This window comes from Shinella sp. M27 (assembly GCF_049199905.1).
Lineage (GTDB): Bacteria > Pseudomonadota > Alphaproteobacteria > Rhizobiales > Rhizobiaceae > Shinella.
The window spans coordinates 9,203-25,548 of the sequence record NZ_JBLZPK010000068.1; the positions used below are offsets into that span (position 1 = coordinate 9,203).

At 64.1% G+C, this 16,346-nt stretch carries 12 protein-coding genes; 4 read left to right on the top strand and 8 right to left on the bottom strand.

Annotated features, from left to right (window positions below):
• The coding region (locus ACOZK4_RS25250) for an argininosuccinate synthase (RefSeq protein ID WP_421594426.1) at positions 1 to 1,203 on the bottom strand (1,203 nt) is incomplete at its 3' end.
• 187 nt (positions 1,204 to 1,390) lie between these two features.
• Between ACOZK4_RS25250 and ACOZK4_RS25255 the strand changes: the two genes are divergently transcribed.
• Both ACOZK4_RS25255 and ACOZK4_RS25260 read left to right on the top strand, forming a co-directional pair.
• The gene (locus ACOZK4_RS25255; RefSeq protein WP_421594453.1) at positions 1,391 to 2,242 is read left to right on the top strand and encodes an SDR family NAD(P)-dependent oxidoreductase; all 852 of its coding nucleotides are present in this window, start codon (positions 1,391 to 1,393) and stop codon (positions 2,240 to 2,242) included.
• An 83-nt stretch (positions 2,243 to 2,325) separates the two neighbouring features.
• A complete protein-coding gene (locus tag ACOZK4_RS25260; RefSeq protein ID WP_421594427.1) occupies positions 2,326 to 2,967 on the top strand; it encodes a LysE family translocator in 642 nt (213 codons plus the stop codon).
• Here ACOZK4_RS25260 and ACOZK4_RS25265 read toward each other — a convergent pair.
• The 6 genes from ACOZK4_RS25265 to ACOZK4_RS25290 form a co-directional block, all read right to left on the bottom strand.
• Positions 2,951 to 5,665: a hypothetical protein gene (locus tag ACOZK4_RS25265; RefSeq protein WP_421594428.1), complete on the bottom strand. Its 2,715-nt coding sequence runs from the start codon at positions 5,663 to 5,665 to the stop codon at positions 2,951 to 2,953. The two genes, ACOZK4_RS25260 and ACOZK4_RS25265, sit on opposite strands and share 17 nt — an antisense overlap.
• A 273-nt stretch (positions 5,666 to 5,938) precedes the next feature.
• The gene (locus ACOZK4_RS25270) at positions 5,939 to 6,733 is read right to left on the bottom strand and encodes an ABC transporter ATP-binding protein (RefSeq protein WP_314089962.1); all 795 of its coding nucleotides are present in this window, start codon (positions 6,731 to 6,733) and stop codon (positions 5,939 to 5,941) included.
• Positions 6,733 to 7,611 (bottom strand): ABC transporter permease, encoded by an 879-nt coding sequence (locus ACOZK4_RS25275; protein ID WP_421594429.1) that lies wholly within the window; start codon positions 7,609 to 7,611, stop codon positions 6,733 to 6,735. Before ACOZK4_RS25275 ends, ACOZK4_RS25270 begins: the two co-directional genes overlap by 1 nt.
• A 120-nt stretch (positions 7,612 to 7,731) precedes the next feature.
• Positions 7,732 to 8,685, bottom strand: a complete 954-nt coding sequence (locus tag ACOZK4_RS25280; RefSeq protein ID WP_421594430.1) for an ABC transporter substrate-binding protein — start codon at positions 8,683 to 8,685, stop codon at positions 7,732 to 7,734.
• Positions 8,686 to 8,802: 117 nt separating this feature from the next.
• Positions 8,803 to 10,032: a 23S rRNA (adenine(2503)-C(2))-methyltransferase RlmN gene (rlmN, locus tag ACOZK4_RS25285; RefSeq protein ID WP_421594454.1), complete on the bottom strand. Its 1,230-nt coding sequence runs from the start codon at positions 10,030 to 10,032 to the stop codon at positions 8,803 to 8,805.
• A gap of 172 nt (positions 10,033 to 10,204) precedes the next feature.
• On the bottom strand, positions 10,205 to 11,098 hold the full coding sequence (locus ACOZK4_RS25290) for a LysR family transcriptional regulator (RefSeq protein ID WP_421594431.1): 894 nt from the start codon (positions 11,096 to 11,098) through the stop codon (positions 10,205 to 10,207).
• A 125-nt stretch (positions 11,099 to 11,223) separates the two neighbouring features.
• On the opposite strand from ACOZK4_RS25290, the gene ACOZK4_RS25295 reads away from it, so the two are divergent.
• The gene (locus tag ACOZK4_RS25295; RefSeq protein WP_421594432.1) at positions 11,224 to 12,624 is read left to right on the top strand and encodes an MFS transporter; all 1,401 of its coding nucleotides are present in this window, start codon (positions 11,224 to 11,226) and stop codon (positions 12,622 to 12,624) included.
• Between the two features lie 67 nt (positions 12,625 to 12,691).
• On the opposite strand, the gene leuC is transcribed toward ACOZK4_RS25295, so the two are convergent.
• On the bottom strand, positions 12,692 to 14,101 hold the full coding sequence (leuC, locus tag ACOZK4_RS25300; RefSeq protein ID WP_421594433.1) for a 3-isopropylmalate dehydratase large subunit: 1,410 nt from the start codon (positions 14,099 to 14,101) through the stop codon (positions 12,692 to 12,694).
• Between the two features lie 346 nt (positions 14,102 to 14,447).
• On the opposite strand from leuC, the gene ACOZK4_RS25305 reads away from it, so the two are divergent.
• Complete coding sequence (locus tag ACOZK4_RS25305) at positions 14,448 to 16,346, top strand: CASTOR/POLLUX-related putative ion channel (RefSeq protein ID WP_421594434.1); 1,899 nt, start codon at positions 14,448 to 14,450, stop codon at positions 16,344 to 16,346.

Genomic DNA, 16,346 nt, shown 5'->3' on the forward strand with positions numbered 1-16,346 from the left:
GGCGAGGGTGCGCAGGCGCAGCGCGTTCAGCTTGATGAAGCCGGCGGCGTCCTTCTGGTCGTAGGCGCCCTGGTCGTCCTCGAAGGTGACGAGCTTGTCGGAATAGAGCGACTTGTCCGATTCGCGGCCGATAACCATGACATTGCCCTTGTAGAGCTTCAGCGTCACTTCGCCTTCAACATGCGTCTGGCTCTTGTCGATCAGCGCCTGCAGCATTTCACGCTCCGGCGAGAACCAGAAGCCGTAATAGATCAGCTCGGCGTAACGCGGCATCAGCTCGTCCTTGAGGTGCGCAGCACCGCGGTCGAGCGTGATGCTCTCGATGGCGCGGTGCGCGGCCAGCAGGATCGTGCCGCCGGGCGTCTCGTAGACGCCGCGCGACTTCATGCCGACAAAGCGGTTTTCCACGAGGTCGAGGCGGCCGATGCCGTTGTCGCGACCGTAATTGTTGAGCGCGGCCAGCAGCGTTGCCGGCGACATGCGCACGCCGTTGATCGAGACGGCATCACCACGCTCGAAGCCGACCTTGATGATCGTCGCCTTGTCGGGTGCGGCTTCCGGCGAAATGGTGCGCATATGCACATATTCCGGGGCCTCGACGGCCGGGTCTTCCAACACCTTGCCCTCGGAGGACGAGTGCAGCAGGTTCGCATCGACGGAGAACGGCGCTTCGCCCTTCTTGTCCTTGGCAACCGGGATCTGGTGCTCTTCGGCGAATTCGAGCAGATGTGTGCGGCTCTTGAACGACCAGTCGCGCCAGGGCGCGATGATCTTGATGTCGGGGTTCAGCGCATAGGCCGAAAGCTCGAAACGGACCTGGTCGTTGCCCTTGCCGGTCGCGCCATGCGCGATGGCATCGGCACCGGTCTTGGCGGCAATCTCGATCAGGTGCTTGGAAATCAGCGGGCGGGCAATCGACGTGCCGAGCAGGTAGACGCCTTCATAGACCGCATTGGCACGGAACATCGGGAAGACGAAATCGCGCACGAATTCTTCACGCACGTCCTCGATGAAAATCTCCTTGATGCCCAGCATCTCGGCCTTCTTGCGCGCCGGCTCCAATTCTTCGCCCTGGCCGAGATCGGCCGTGAAGGTCACGACTTCGGCGTTGAGTTCGGTCTGAAGCCACTTCAGGATGATCGAGGTGTCGAGGCCGCCGGAATAGGCGAGAACGACTTTCTTCACGTCTTTATGTGATGCCATGATGATGAGGTCCGTTGCATGGAAGGGCCGCGGAAGACCCGCGAAGGCCCGGTGTCGCGGGCACTTTTAGCGAGATTGGCGCGTGACGCAAGGGCGGGCACCGTCGCATCCTAACGCAAGCAGGGTTTGACGCCGCCGCAAGCGACCCCATATTGCGCAGGACAGGACCATGGAAGGGGATGAAACCATGACCGACCTCAAGGACATCATCAAGCAAGACAACGTCGCCGTCGTCACCGGTGGCGCCTCCGGCATTGGCCTTGCTGCCGCGCGGCGCTTTGCCGAGGCCGGTATGTTCGTGACGATCGCCGATCGCAATGCCGATAAGCTCGCCGAAGCCCGCGTCGAGCTCGAAGCCATCGCCGGCGAAGCGAACGTCATGGCGGTGGAGACGGACGTTGCCCATCGCCACGAGCTGGAAGCGCTGGAGCGTGCCGTCCAGCAGCGTTTCGCCCGGGTCCATGTGCTGATGAACAATGCCGGCATCCAGCCGGACACCTCGATCTTCAGCGCCGAGGCCAACTGGGACCACATCCTCGCCGTCAACCTGATGGGCGTCATCCACGGCACGCAGGTCTTCGGGCCGAACATGCTGGCCCATGGCGAGCCCGGCCTCATCATCAACACCGGCTCCAAGCAGGGCATCACCACACCGCCCGGCAACCCCGCCTACAATGTCTCTAAATCAGGCGTGAAGGTCTTCACCGAAGCGCTCCAGCACGAGTTGCGCAACACCGAGGGTGCGAAACTCTCCGCGCATCTGCTGATCCCCGGCTTCGTCTATACGGCGCTCACCAAGGGCGACCGCACGGAAAAACCCGATGCCGCCTGGACGTCGGCCCAGACCGTCGATTTCATGCTGGAAAGCCTTGCACGCGGTGACTTCTATATCCTCTGCCCGGACAACGACGTGCCGCGCAAACTCGACGAAAACCGCATGGCCTGGGCGATCGGCGATATCATCGAAAACCGCCCGCCGCTCTCGCGCTGGCACAAGGACTATGCTGAAGCCTTCAGGACCTTCCTGGAAGACCGGTAAAAGACCATCACAAAGCTTGATTGGTCATTGCGGGAAAGCCGGGTTAGGGATGGCATCTCCCACTCCGGCTTTCAGGCTTCGCCATGGATTTCCTGCCCACGCTTCCGACGTTCCTCGCCTTCACGGCCGCAAGCCTGCTTCTGGCCATGACACCCGGCCCCGACATGACGCTGTCGATCAGCCGCGCGCTGTCACAGGGCCGCGGTCCGGCCCTTTACGTGGTGGTCGGCACCAGCCTCGGTATCGTCGTGCACACGCTGCTCGTCGCCTTCGGCATTTCCGCACTCATCACCGCCTCGCCGACCGCCTTCCTGATCCTGAAGACCGGTGGCGCCGCCTACTTGTTGTGGCTTGCCGTGCAGGCTGTCCGCTACGGCTCGACCTTTACGGTGAAGGCCGCAGCCGGCCCGCGCGGCACAGCATTGGCGAACGTCTCCTCCGGCTTCTGGGTGAACCTGCTGAACCCCAAGGTCATCATCTTCTTCATGACCTTCCTGCCGCAGTTCATCTCGGCCGGCGACCCCGACGTCACCGGCAAGCTGATCGTGCTCGGCCTGCTCTTCATCGCCATCGGCATGCCGGTGAACATCCTCGTCATCCTCGGCGCCGACAAACTCGCCGCCTGGCTCCAGCGGAACCCCAAAGTGCTGCGCGGCATCGACTACACCTTCGCCGGCGTGTTCTCGGTTTTCGCCGCCAAGATCCTGCTCACGCAGGCGCGGTGACATCAGGCATCACGCTGAGCGCGGCAAGGCTCTGATGCTGCGGCAAGCGGACCAAGGGAGATCTACCGCCAGGGGCGAGTTCTGCTTTCTTACGGCTCACGAAATCGATCAGTTCCTCGACGTCGATCCGCTCATGGGTCTGCGGGTTCACGTAGCGCGACGCCTCGATATAGGCGAAGTGGAAGACGTCCTCGATCGTGCGCTTGCGACTGCGCCTTCCGGTTGCGCAGTGATCCACGGTCAGGCCCCAGCCGGCATAGAAGGGCGCGCCGTAGCAGTGAACGTGACGGCCGGCCATCAAGGCCTCGAAGCCGGTGAGTGACGAGACGACGAACACGATTTCGGCGAGATCGATCAGGGCATAGGGGTTGCTGTCTTCCTGAATGAAGAAGACCCGGTCGCGATCCTTTGCCGGCACCTGCGGCAGGCTCCTGTCGAAATAGCCCCGCTTGCCCCGGCCGCTCGGATCGACATAGCCGCTGACGATGATGTCGTGGTCCGGATAGCCGGCAAGCGCGTCCTTCACCATCCGGTCGAACGCCCGCTCGTCGGCGAGGCCGAATTCGACGGACTCATTGCCGTATCGCTGGTCGATGACGAGCAGCTTCGCCCGACCGGGCCGCCCAACCTGCAGGGGAATATCCGGCGCGTGGTTATATCTGGATATACGGGCCTCCACGATCTTGCGGATGGCGGCCAAAGCTCGGCGCCGTTCAATGTTGCTGAGGACACGTCCATGCTCGAGCACCCGCTCGAGACCGGACTGGCGCGTCGCGTCGTAATGGGCGGTCGTGTCGTCGATGATCACGGAAAGGGCAGGCTCGCTGGCAACACCCGTGCTCAACGAGCGGATGAACCCCTCCTCGAGGATCACGACCGGCTTGCCGAGCAGCCGCGCCGTGCGCTGCTGTTCCTTGGCGTCCCGCCCCTTGAGGCCGACCTGGAAGAACGCCTCGACCGAGGCCATTTCCATGAGGCTCTTTCCAAGGCTGCTTTTCAGCGCGCGGATATTGAGAAGTTTCGGCAGGAAATAATGTGCCGTGCCGAGGAGTTCGTCGTTGCTGTCGACGGCGGCGACATCCAGCATCTGCCCGGAGGCGAGCTTCTGTATGGGCGTGGGCGCGGCGGACGGCGCAATCGTCCCTGAAACCATATCCGATAGGAAAGAGCGGATGCGCGGTGCGGCCTGGCCATCGAACGCGCCGATGCCGAACATATCCGCCGCCCATTGCATTCCATCCTCGTCCCGTTCCCAGCGGCCAGCCAGCATCCGGTCGAGAACCGGTGCGGCTTCCTCCAGCGAACGGACGACCGGAATGCCGGCCCGGTCCCAGAACTGCGCGAATTCGACATATTTCAGCGAGAGCGCGCAGCGTCCGAGCAGCAGCCCCTCGAATAGCATCGTGCTGTTGACCGAGGTCACGATATCGCAATGGAACAGCGCTTCCTCCGGGGCGACGAGATAGCAGGTCGCGTCATCGAAGGCCGCATAGGCGGATTGCAGGATCGCGTTTCGAAGGACGAGGCCGAGAATATCGTCCTTGGAAGGTGGAAGCCGGACGATGAGCTGTGCGTTGTTGGTCTCGCAATACCGCAGCAGGTCGGCGATGGCGGCGCGCTGCGATTCCCGCGCCCGGGTGGTATCGAGCTGCGAATCCAGCGGCTGCGAAGCGAAAAGGATGATCTTCTTTTCGGGATTCAGGCCAAACAGCGTCGCGAACTGCGCCCGCGTCAGCATCGGTTCATAGTCGTAATAGGTATCGAATTTCGGCGCGCCGACGATCCGGAAGCGCTCGGCGGGATAGCCGCGCTCGACAAAAATATCCTTCTGCAGGCTGCCCCAGCCGAGAATCACATCCGAAAGCGGGATCGAGGCATGGCTGGAGGGATCCCAATAATATTTGCTCCGGTCGACGAAGACCGATTCATGCGGAATCAGGATGGTCGGGATGCCGAGTTCCTGACAGACGCTCACGATGATCCGCATAACCGGCGCCCAGTCGAAGGTCACGATCACGCCCGCAATGGCCGAGCGGATCGGCACCAGCCGGCGCACCACCATCTGGCGGTAGAGATCGGGATGAGAGCGCGCGAACCGCAGGATGTTGCGGCGGTTCTCATTGTTGTCGACATCCTTCATGATGTCGAAGGGCAGGATCTCGTAGGCCGGATCCTCGATGCGGCTCATCAGGGCATCGCCGTGTTCGGCAATCCACGGCACATAGAGAAAGACCGGCTTGCCGGATGCCAGCGCCATTTTCGTGTGAAGCGTCGGACGGGACTGGAACCAGGACGGTATCGACCGCTCGGCATCCGTCGATGCACGTCCCCCGGACGGCAGAACCGTCAGGAAGCTTGTCGGGATATCCGGACGGGTCTGCGTGAGATCGACGGTGGGGATGCGGAAGCGCGCACAGAACGCTTGGACAAAACGCGGAAGCGGGCTACCCGCACGATAGACACGCGCCCGGCCATCGGCCAGCAGCCAGGGCGCCCATTTCGTGTAGAACTCCCACCGTGATGGCCCGCCATCCCGCGAGCGAACCCGCTCACCGGGGAAATATTGCCGCAGCACTTCTTTCGGCGCCCTGCGCACGAAAAGGACACGCAAGGGTTCTTCGGACGGACGAAACCTGTCGAGGGGAATGCGCGCGTATCGATAGACCGCCTTCAGCGCTTCCATTGCCATAGCCCGCATCACATTCGCCCTCTAGAGCATTTCCAGCCGAAGCGGCATCGCTTCGGCGTCGGACAATGCGGTTAAGACAAAAACCAGAGCGGCGTAGAGCCGCGTGTTCGCTCCTCCGGAAGCTTCTCTATAGCGATGGTCTGCGACAGTTTTGTTGCAGCCTTGTTACTGCGGGACGCCCCTTCGAGCTTCATATTCAAGCCGCTGGAAACAAAGCATATAACGACAAAGGCCGGCTGTGCGTGCAGCCGGCCTTTGTTCAATTGTGACAGAATGGGCGCCTCAGCCGATCAACAGGGCGTCGTCGTCCAGCGTCTGGCCGCGCATCTTGCGGAACATCGCGATCAGGTCCTCGACCTGGAGGTTCTTTCGGTTGTCGCCCGCCACGTCGAGCACGATCTCGCCGCCATGCAGCATGACGGTACGGTGGCCGTAGTCGAGCGCCTGGCGCATGGAATGCGTGACCATCAGCGTCGTCAGCTTGCGCTCGGAGACGATCTTCTGGGTGAGGGTCATGATGAATTCGGCCATGCCGGGGTCGAGGGCCGCGGTGTGTTCGTCGAGCAGCAGCACATCGGAACCGGCGAGCGTGGCCATGACCAGCGAGACGGCCTGACGCTGGCCGCCGGAGAGCAAATCCATACGGTCGCGCATGCGGTTTTCGAGGCCGAGATTGAGTTCGGCGATGCGCTCGCGGAAGACGGCGCGACGCTGCGGGCCGAGCGCCGAGGACAGGCCGCGGCGTTCACCGCGGCGGGCGGCGAGCGCCAGGTTTTCCTCGATGGAGAGCGCGCCGCAGCTGCCGGTCAGCGGGTCCTGGAAGACGCGGGCGACGCGACCGGCGCGGGCGGCGGTGCCCTGGCGGGTGACGTCGGCTGTGCCGATCTTCACCTGGCCTTCCGTGGCAATGACATCGCCGGCAAGAACGCCGAGCAGGGTCGACTTGCCCGCACCGTTCGAGCCGATGACGGTGACGAACTGGCCTTGCTCGATGGTGAGGCTGACACCGTTCAACGCCTGCTTCTGCAGCGGCGTGCCCTTGCCGAAGGTGACCTTGATATCGGAAACGGAGATCATCAGGCGGCTCCTCCGCGGCGAAGGCGCGGCAGGACGAGCGCCACGGTGACGAGCAGCGCCGTCACGAAATTGAGGTCGGAGGCCTGCAGGCCGAGCACGTCGGAGGACAGCGCAAGCTGGATGGCGATGCGGTAAAGGATCGAGCCGAGCACGCAGCCGATCAACGCCATCAGAATACCGCGTGTGCCGAACAGCGTCTCGCCGATGATGACGGCGGCAAGACCGACGACGATGGTGCCGACACCGGAGGTGACGTCGGCAAAGCCGTTGGTCTGGGCAAAGAGCGCGCCGCCGAGGGCGACCAGCGCGTTGGAGAGCGCAATGCCGAAATAGATCTGGCGGTTGGTATCGACACCCTGTGCGCGGGCCATGCGGGCATTCGCCCCGGTCGCGCGCATCGAAAGACCGGCATCGCTTTCCAGGAAGCGCCAGACGAGGACGACGGCGATGACGACGAGCACGAAGATGAAGAGCGGCCGGACGTAGAAATCCCTGAGACCATGGCCGAAGAACGGGCTCAGCATCGTCTCGGCATTGATCAGCGCGACATTCGGCTTGCCCATGACGCGCAGGTTCACCGAGAACAGCGCGATCATCGTCAGGATCGACGCGAGCAGATTGAGAATGCGGAAGCGCACATTGAGCATCGCCGTGACGAGGCCGGCAGCGGCGCCGGCCAGCATGGCGACGAAAGCGGCAAGCCAGGGGTTGACGCCCGCGATGATCAGCACCGCCGTAACGGCGGCACCGAGCGGGAAGGATCCGTCCACAGTGAGGTCAGGAAAATCAAGCACGCGGAAGGCAAGGTAAACGCCGACGGCGACGAAGGCATAGACCAGCCCCAGTTCGACGGCACCCCAGAAGGCAATCAGGCTCACGGCTCTCGGCTTTCTCTTTTCACCCGTTCCGCAGGTGTGCGGGATGGGTCTTTTTAACAGATCAACCGCTGCCGGCGATCCGGCAGCGGTTGATTCCTGATAACAATGTCGGACCGAAGCTTATTCGATCACGCGGGTCGCGCGGCCGACGAGAGCTTCCGGCAGGGTGACGCCCATCTTGGCGGCCGCACCCTTGTTGACGACGAGGTCGGTACCGGCGGCAACCTTCACGGCGATATCGCCGGGGTTTTCACCCTTGAGGATGCGCACGACGATTTCACCCGTCTGTTTGCCGACATCCTTGTAGTTGAAGCCGAGGGCCGCGATGGCGCCGCGCGAAACGGAATCCGTGTCGGCGGTGAAGAGCGGGAGCTTGGCTTCCTCGGCAACGGAGACGGCACCTTCCAGAGCGGAGATGATCGTGTTGTCCGTGGGCACGTAGATCGCATCAGCACGGCCGACGAGGGCACGCGCCGCACCCTGCACTTCGGCGGACTTGGTGGCGGCGGATTCGACGACCGTCAGGCCGGCCTTCTCGGCTTCGGCCTTGAGAACGGCCAGCAGCGACACGGAATTCGCCTCACCGGAATTGTAGAGGAAACCGATCGTCTTGGCGTTCGGCAGGATTTCCTTGATGAGGGCCAGGTGCTCGGCGACCGGCGACAGGTCGGAAAGGCCGGTGACGTTGCCGCCGGGCTTATCCATATCGGTCACGAGCTGTGCGCCAAGCGGGTCCGAAACGGCCGTGAAGACGACCGGGATGTCCTTCGTCGCGGAGACGACGGCCTGCGCCGAGGGGGTGGAGATCGGCACGATCACGGTCGGGTCCTCGCCGACGAACTGGCGGGCGATCTGCGCGGCCGTCGCGGGGTTGCCCTGCGCCGACTCGTAGATGAACTTCAGGTTCTCGCCTTCCTTGTAGCCGGCCGCTTCCAGCGCTTCCTTGACGCCGTCACGGGCCGCATCAAGCGCCGGATGTTCGACGATGGCGGTCACGGCGACCGTGACCTCTTCGGCCTTTGCGGGAAGAGAAATCGCGACCGTGGCCGCGAGAGCGAGGAGAAGTTGACGCATGAAGGGTCTCCCTGGAATGATTTCAGGGCGTTTCTAGGCAAAACGGCCCTTCAGATCAATTCTTGGAAAGCGCTTCATCAATCACATTTTCTGATAGATGCCTGCGGCAAAACCGCCTCAGTCATCCTCGCCGTGGCCGACGATCATCATGGCCTCGAAGGCCATGCGCTCGACCTTGCGCATGCGCTCGGATTCCGACTTCAGCTGGCCGCAGGCGGCGAGGATATCGCGGCCGCGCGGCGTGCGGATCGGCGAGGCATAGCCGGCCTGGTTGATGAAATCGGCGAAACGCTCGATCTGCTCCCAGTCCGAACACTGATAGTTCGTGCCCGGCCAGGGATTGAACGGGATGAGGTTGATTTTTGCGGGAATGCCCTTGAGCAACTGGGTCAACAGCTTGGCATCCTCAAGGCTATCGTTGACGTCCTTGAGCATCACATATTCGAAGGTGATGCGGCGGGCGTTCGACAGGCTCGGATAGGCGCGGCAAGCGTCGAGCAGCTCCTTCAGCGGATACTTCTTGTTGATCGGCACGAGCATGTCGCGCAGCTCGTCGCGCACGGCATGCAGCGAGATCGCCAGCATCACCCCAATCTCGGAGCCCGTGCGGTAGATTTCCGGCACGATGCCCGAGGTGGACAGCGTCACGCGGCGCTTGGAAAGCGACAAGCCGTCGCCGTCGGTGGCGATCAGCAGCGCCGTCTTGACGTTCTCGAAATTGTAGAGCGGTTCGCCCATGCCCATCATGACGATGTTGGAGACCTTGCGTCCCTCGGCAGGCGCAATCATGCCCGAAGGCGTGTCGCGGTCCGGGAAGTCGCCTAGCCGGTCGCGGGCCAGCAGGAGCTGCGAGAGGATTTCCTCCGCCGTCAGGTTGCGCACCAGCTTCTGCGTGCCGGTGTGGCAGAAGGAACAGGTGAGCGTGCAGCCGACCTGGCTGGAAATGCACAGCGTCCCGCGGCCCTCTTCGGGAATGTAGACGGTCTCGATCTCGACCGGACGGCCGGCACCGCGCGCGGGAAAACGCAGCAGCCACTTGCGCGTGCCGTCATTGGAAATCTGCTCGTCGACGATCTCCGGGCGGGCGATGGTGAAATGCGTCTTCAGCATTTCGCGCATGTCCTTGGAGACATTGGTCATGTCGTCGAAATCGGAGACGCCGCGCACATAGAGCCAGTGCCAGAGCTGGCTGACGCGCATCTTCACCTGGCGCTCGGCCACGCCCTTCTCCACCAGCGCGCGGCCCATGTCCTCGCGAGAAAGACCGATCAGCGTCGGCTTTTCGGCGGCCGGGAGGGTGCGGACGACCGGCGCCTTGACCGGGTCGGCGGTGTTGAGAAAATCCATGCTTGCCATCGGGTCAATCCTCAAGAACAGGCAGCGCCGGCGCAGGCTTTTGCGCCACGGCGGTCCATGCTCGACTGAAGTTCATTGCAGGCCAGGAAATGCCGGGAAGTGCGGCTTACGGCCCAGTTGCCGGCCCTTTAGCATTGTTCTGGCCGAAAGTCACGGCCCCCCATCACGGCCCAATGCAGATCTCGCGAAGGCACGCGCGCAGCCAGCGATGCGCCGGGTCGGCATCCATGCGCGGGTGCCAGAGCAGCGAAACGGTGAAGTCAGGCAGATCGACCGGCAGCGCGAAGGACGCTACGCCGTCGCGAAACGACAGCGTCGACCGATCCGAGACCTGCGCAATCAGGTCGGAATTTTTCGCGAGCGTCACGGCCTCGGTAAAGCTCGGCACCGTCACGGCGATGCTGCGCGACAATCCCTTCAGCGCCAGCACCTCGTCGACCGGCCCGCGATCGCGCCGGCCGCGCGAGACGAGGATATGGCCACCGGCCGCGTAGCGCTCCGGCGTGATCGGCCCGTCGAGCAGCGGATGCCCGTCGCGCACGATGCCGATGAAACGATCGCGGAAGAGCGCCTGGACGCGAACCTCCGGCCCCGTCTCCTCGCCGATCACGCCCGTTTCGAGATCGACGATCCCGTCGCGCAGCGGCGTGCTTTCCTTGTCGGGCTTCGGCACGAAGCGCAGTGTCACGCCCGGCGCCTCGAGCGCCACGCGTGCCAGCAGCGCCGGCCCATATGTATCGACGAAGCCCTCGCGGTTGCGCAGGGTAAACGTCCGCAAAAGGGTCTTGAGGTCGAGGATCTCGGCCGGCCGCAGCAGCGCCTCCGCGTCCTGCACGATCTGCCCGACCCGCTGGCGAAGTTCTACCGCCCGCGGCGTCGGCACAAGGCCGCGCCCGGCCCGCACCAGCAGCGGATCGCCCGTGGCGTCGCGCAGCCGCGCCAGCGCGCGGCTCATCGCCGAAGGGCTGAGCCGGAGCCGCCGGGCGGCCTTTGCGACGCTGCCTTCGGCAAGCAACACGTCAAGCGTCACGAGAAGATTGAGATCGGGCCGGGACATGCATGATCCTAACATGCCGGCCGGAGAATGATATGGCGTCAGGCGCACGAATATAGTGCAATCCATGCGCATTCCGCCCTATCAGGGAAAGGCCTAGCTGCTCTGGAGAACCAAGGAGCAGCTCCATGCAAGACAGAGAAACCTTAACGGCGGACCGGAACAGGGTCGGAGCCCTTGCCGGCCTGTCGCTCGCCATCCTGTTATCCTCGCTCGGCACGAGCATCGCCAATGTCGCCCTGCCGACGCTGGCACTGCACTTCGCCGCGCCCTTCCCGCATGTCCAGTGGGTCGTGCTCGCCTATCTGCTCGCCAGCACCGTGCTGATCGCCGGCATCGGCCGCCTCGGCGATCTCTTCGGCCGCCGCCGGCTGCTGCTGGCGGGCCTTGCGGTGTTTTCCGCCGCCTCGCTTCTGGCGGGCCTCTCGCCGTCGCTGCCCTTCCTCATCGCCGTCAGGGCCGTTCAAGGCGCGGGAGCGGCGGCCATGATGGCGCTGGCCATGGCCTTCGTCAGCGAGACCGTACCGAAGGAGCGCATCGGCAGCACGATGGGCCTGCTCGGCACGATGTCGGCGGTCGGCACCGCACTCGGCCCCTCGCTCGGTGGCCTGCTGATCTCCGCCTTCGGCTGGCCGTCGATCTTCCTCGTCGCCGTGCCCTTCGGTATCGCCGCCTTCGTCCTCATGCGGCATTTCCTGCCCGCCGACCGCAAGGCCGCCACCGCTGCCCGCTTCGATCTCGTCGGCGCCTTGCTGCTCGCGGTATCGCTTGCCGCCTATGCGCTCGCCATGACGGCCGGCGGAGGCCGCGTCGGAGTTGTGAACGCCGCCCTCGTCGCGACGGCCGTCGTCGGTGCAGTCCTGTTCGTCGTCAGACAGAGCCGAACCGCCTTTCCGCTGATCCGCCCAGCCGCCTTCCGCCGCCCCGGCTTTCCCGCAAGCCTCGCAGCCAACATCCTCGTCGCGACCGTCATCATGGTGACGCTCGTCGTCGGGCCGTTCTACCTGTCGCGCACGCTCAGCCTCGGCCCGGCGGAGGTCGGCTTCGTGCTGGCGGTCGGCCCCGTCGTGTCCGTTCTGACCGGCATGCTGGCCGGACGCCTCGTCGATCGTCTCAGTGCGGCCCCCATGGTTGCCGCCGGACTTGCCACGATGGCGGCCGGCGCGGCCGGCCTGCCCGTGCTCTCCGCCTTGTTCGGCCTGCCCGGCTATATCGCGGCGATCGTCGTGCTGACGCCCGGCTACCAGCTGTTCCAGGCCGCCAACAATGCCGCCGTCATGACGGGCATCGCCGCCGACGAACGCGGCGTCATCTCGGGCCTGCTCAACCTGTCGCGCAATCTCGGCCTCATCACCGGCGCCTCGCTGATGGGCGCGATCTTCACCGCCGCCGTCGGCGCGAGGGATCTTGCCGGCGCCGACCCCGCCGCCGTCGCGACCGGCATGGAGGTGACGTTCACCGTGGCCACTGCCTTGCTCCTCGTCGCGCTCGGCCTTTCCCTGCCCGCTTTCCGGCGTGCCCCAGCCTGAACGGCGCAAACGAAAAAGGCCGGGATTTCTCCCGGCCTTTTTGCATTTTACGGCGATGGAACCGTGATCAGTTCCACGTGCGGATATCGACGAAGTGGCCGGCGATGGCGGCGGCCGCGGCCATGGCGGGCGACACAAGATGCGTGCGGCCCTTGAAGCCCTGGCGGCCCTCGAAGTTGCGGTTCGAGGTGGAGGCGCAACGCTCGCCCGGCTTCAGGCGGTCGTCGTTCATGGCAAGGCACATCGAGCAGCCCGGCTCGCGCCAGTCGAAACCGGCAGCCTTGAAGATCTTGTCGAGACCTTCGGCTTCCGCCTGCTCCTTCACGAGGCCGGAGCCCGGAACGATCATGGCGCTGACGGTGGAGGCCACCTGCTTGCCTTCAACGACGGCGGCGACGGCGCGCAGGTCCTCGATGCGGCCGTTGGTGCAGGAGCCGATGAAGACGCGGTCGATCGCGATATCGGTGATCTTCGTGTCCGGCTTCAGGCCCATATAGTCGAGCGCGCGCCACTTGGAGGTGCGCTTCGTCTCGTCCTCGATCGCGTCAGGGTTCGGCACGACGCCTTCGATGGAGACGACGTCTTCCGGCGAGGAGCCCCAGGAAACGATCGGCGGGAGGTTGGCGGCATCGAGCACGACCACGCGGTCGAAATGCGCGCCCTCTTCGGTGTAAAGCGTCTTCCAGTAGTCGATCGCCATGTCCAGCGCCTGGCCCTTCGGGGCGCGCGGCTTGCCCTTGATGTATTCGAAGGTCTTTTCGTCGGGCGCGATGAGGCCGGCGCGGGCGCCGCCTTCGATTGTCATGTTGCAGATCGTCATGCGGCCTTCCATCGACAGCGAACGGATGGCTTCGCCCGCGAACTCGATAACGTGGCCGGTGCCGCCGGCCGTGCCGATCTCGCCGATGATGGCGAGGATGATGTCCTTGGCGGTGACGCCGTCCGGGAGCTTCCCGTCGACACGCACCAGCATGTTCTTCGCCTTCTTCTGGATCAGCGTCTGGGTGGCGAGCACATGCTCGACCTCGGACGTACCGATGCCGTGCGCCAGTGCGCCGAACGCACCATGCGTGGAGGTGTGGCTGTCACCGCAGACGATGGTCATGCCCGGCAGCGTGAAACCCTGCTCGGGGCCGACGATATGCACGATGCCCTGGCGCACGTCCTTTTCCGAGTAATATTCGACGCCGAATTCGGCCGCGTTGTTGGCAAGCGCTTCGACCTGGATGCGGCTTTCCTCGTTCTTGATGCCTTGATGGCGATCCGGCGAGGTCGGAACGTTGTGGTCGACGACGGCGAGTGTCTTTTCCGGCGCGCGGACCTTGCGGCCGGTCATGCGCAGGCCTTCGAAGGCCTGCGGCGACGTCACTTCGTGAACGAGGTGACGGTCGATGTAGAGAAGACAGGTGCCGTCTTCCTGGCGGGAGACGATGTGGTCGTCGAAGATCTTGTCATAGAGGGTACGGGGTGCGCTCATGGCTTTTCATCCGTCTGGCATGTTTGGGAAAGGGAAATCGACAGCGCGAGGCTGCTGGACCGCGAGCGATCAGGATAGACGGCTGATAAGCGCCCCGAAGACGCGCGCAAAGAAGCGTGCCGGCAGGCGCTTGTGATCCTGCAGCACGACGACATGCTTTTCCGTGCATCCGAACTTGGATTCCATAGGCTCGCATATAACGATTTTTTGACAGCGCGGCAAGTTGGCGCGACGCGCCGCCGTTTACGCTTCTTCCGAAAATTTCCAGCCCGCCTCCTTGCCGCCACCCGGAATTTTTGACACTCGATAGACGTATCCGGCGGGAAGCCGGCTTTAGGGGACAGATATGAAGACGATTACCTGGCGGGACCGCCTGCGCTACCAGTTCGACAAGAGCATGGCGGCGGGACCGATCGCCCTGATCGGCTGGCTGGCCGTGATCTCGCTGGTGGTCATCATCATCGCGGGCCTGTTCCTGGCGTTGACCGGCATCGCGCCCGAAGGCGGCTCGTCCGTCTCCTTCATCGAGGGATCCTGGGAATCGCTGATGCGCACCATGGATGCCGGCACGATGGGCGGCGATGCCGGCTGGAGCTTCCGCGGCGTCTCGCTCGTCGTCACCGTCGCCGGCATCTTCGTCTTCTCCGCCCTTATCGGCGTGCTCTCCTCCGGTCTCGACGAGAAGCTGGACGAGCTGCGCAAGGGCCGCTCGCATGTGCTGGAGAAGGACCATACGATCATCTTCAACTGGTCGCCCTCGATCTTCGACGTGATCTCCGAACTGGTCATCGCCAATGAGAGCCGGCGCAATCCGCGCATCGTCATCATGGCGCACAAGGACAAGGTGGAGATGGAAGACGAGATCGCCGACAAGATCGCCGATCTCAAGAACACGCGCGTCATCTGCCGCAGCGGCGACCCGACCGACCTCTACGACGTCAATATCGTCAACCCGCAGGCCTCGCGCTCGATCATCGTACTCTCGCCGGAAAGCGACTATGCCGATTCCGAGGTCATCAAGACCGTGCTGGCGCTCGTCAACGATCCCGAGCGCCGCAAGGACCCCTACCAGATCGCGGCCGAGATCCGCGACGCCAAGAACGCCGAGGTCGCCCGCATCGTCGGCGGTTCCGAGCTCCAGCTGGTGCTGGCCGACGAGCTGATCTCGCGCATCGTCGTCAGCTCCTCGCGCCAGGCCGGCCTCTCGGCGGTCTATACGGAACTGCTGGATTTCGACGGTTCGGAAATCTACGCCCTCGAGCAGCCGGCACTGGTCGGAAAGTCCTTCGGTCATGCCGTGATGGCTTACGATACCTCGACGCTGATCGGCCTCTGCGACCTCGATGGCGTCGTGCATCTCAATCCGCCGAACAACCGGGTCATCGTCGCCGGCGAGCGGGCGATCCTGATCGCCGAGGACGATGCCGCCATCAAGCCGCGCACCGGTGATTTCGACGTCGACCGCGAGATCGTGCGCCCGCCCGTGCAGCACACGGAAGGACCGGAACGCACCCTGCTGCTCGGCTGGAACCGCCGCGGGCCGATCATCGCGCAGGAGCTGTCGCGCTATGTGGCGCCCGGTTCCGAACTGCTGATCGCCGCCAACAGGCCGGGCCTCGAGGCCGAGGTGGCCGGACTGTCGTACCTCAAGGAAAACCTCACCGTCCGCTCCGCCGTCATCGATACGACGAACCGCGCGGCCCTCGATGCGCTGGACGTGCCGTCCTACGACCACGTGCTGGTGCTCGGCTACAGCGACGACATGGCGCCGCAGCCGGCCGATACAACGACGCTGGTGACGCTGCTCCAACTGCGCAAGATCGCCGACGCCGCAAACCAGCATATCGGCATCGTCAGCGAGATGATCGACGTGCGCAACCGCAACCTCGCCGCCGTCACCCGCGCCGACGATTTCGTCGTCAGCAACAAGCTGGTCAGCCTGATGCTGGCGCAAGCCTCGGAAAACGAGCTGATGGCCGACATTTTCGACGAGTTGCTCGACGAGGACGGTTCGGAAATCTACATGCGCCCGGTCACCGACTATATCGCCATCGACCGGCCGGTGAATTTCTACACCGTCACGCTCGCCGCCCTCATCCGCGGCGAAGTGGCGCTCGGCTACAGCCGCGCGACCACCGCCGGTCACGACCCGCGCAGCATGGGCGGGGTCGTGGTCAATCCGGTAAAGTCGGAAAAGCTGTCCTTCGATGCCGGCGACCGCCTGATCATCCTTGCCCGGCAATAA

What these genes read in the sequence shown, in the direction of transcription:
- ACOZK4_RS25260 (WP_421594427.1), top strand. Translation starts at nt 2,326, where the DNA reads ATGGATTTCCTGCCCACGCTTCCGACGTTCCTCGCCTTCACGGCCGCA.
- ACOZK4_RS25280 (WP_421594430.1), bottom strand. Translation starts at nt 8,685, where the DNA reads ATGCGTCAACTTCTCCTCGCTCTCGCGGCCACGGTCGCGATTTCTCTT.
- ACOZK4_RS25305 (WP_421594434.1), top strand. Translation starts at nt 14,448, where the DNA reads ATGAAGACGATTACCTGGCGGGACCGCCTGCGCTACCAGTTCGACAAG.
- ACOZK4_RS25255 (WP_421594453.1), top strand. Translation starts at nt 1,391, where the DNA reads ATGACCGACCTCAAGGACATCATCAAGCAAGACAACGTCGCCGTCGTC.
- ACOZK4_RS25270 (WP_314089962.1), bottom strand. Translation starts at nt 6,733, where the DNA reads ATGATCTCCGTTTCCGATATCAAGGTCACCTTCGGCAAGGGCACGCCG.
- leuC (WP_421594433.1), bottom strand. Translation starts at nt 14,101, where the DNA reads ATGAGCGCACCCCGTACCCTCTATGACAAGATCTTCGACGACCACATC.
- ACOZK4_RS25265 (WP_421594428.1), bottom strand. Translation starts at nt 5,665, where the DNA reads ATGCGGGCTATGGCAATGGAAGCGCTGAAGGCGGTCTATCGATACGCG.
- rlmN (WP_421594454.1), bottom strand. Translation starts at nt 10,032, where the DNA reads ATGGATTTTCTCAACACCGCCGACCCGGTCAAGGCGCCGGTCGTCCGC.
- ACOZK4_RS25290 (WP_421594431.1), bottom strand. Translation starts at nt 11,098, where the DNA reads ATGTCCCGGCCCGATCTCAATCTTCTCGTGACGCTTGACGTGTTGCTT.
- ACOZK4_RS25295 (WP_421594432.1), top strand. Translation starts at nt 11,224, where the DNA reads ATGCAAGACAGAGAAACCTTAACGGCGGACCGGAACAGGGTCGGAGCC.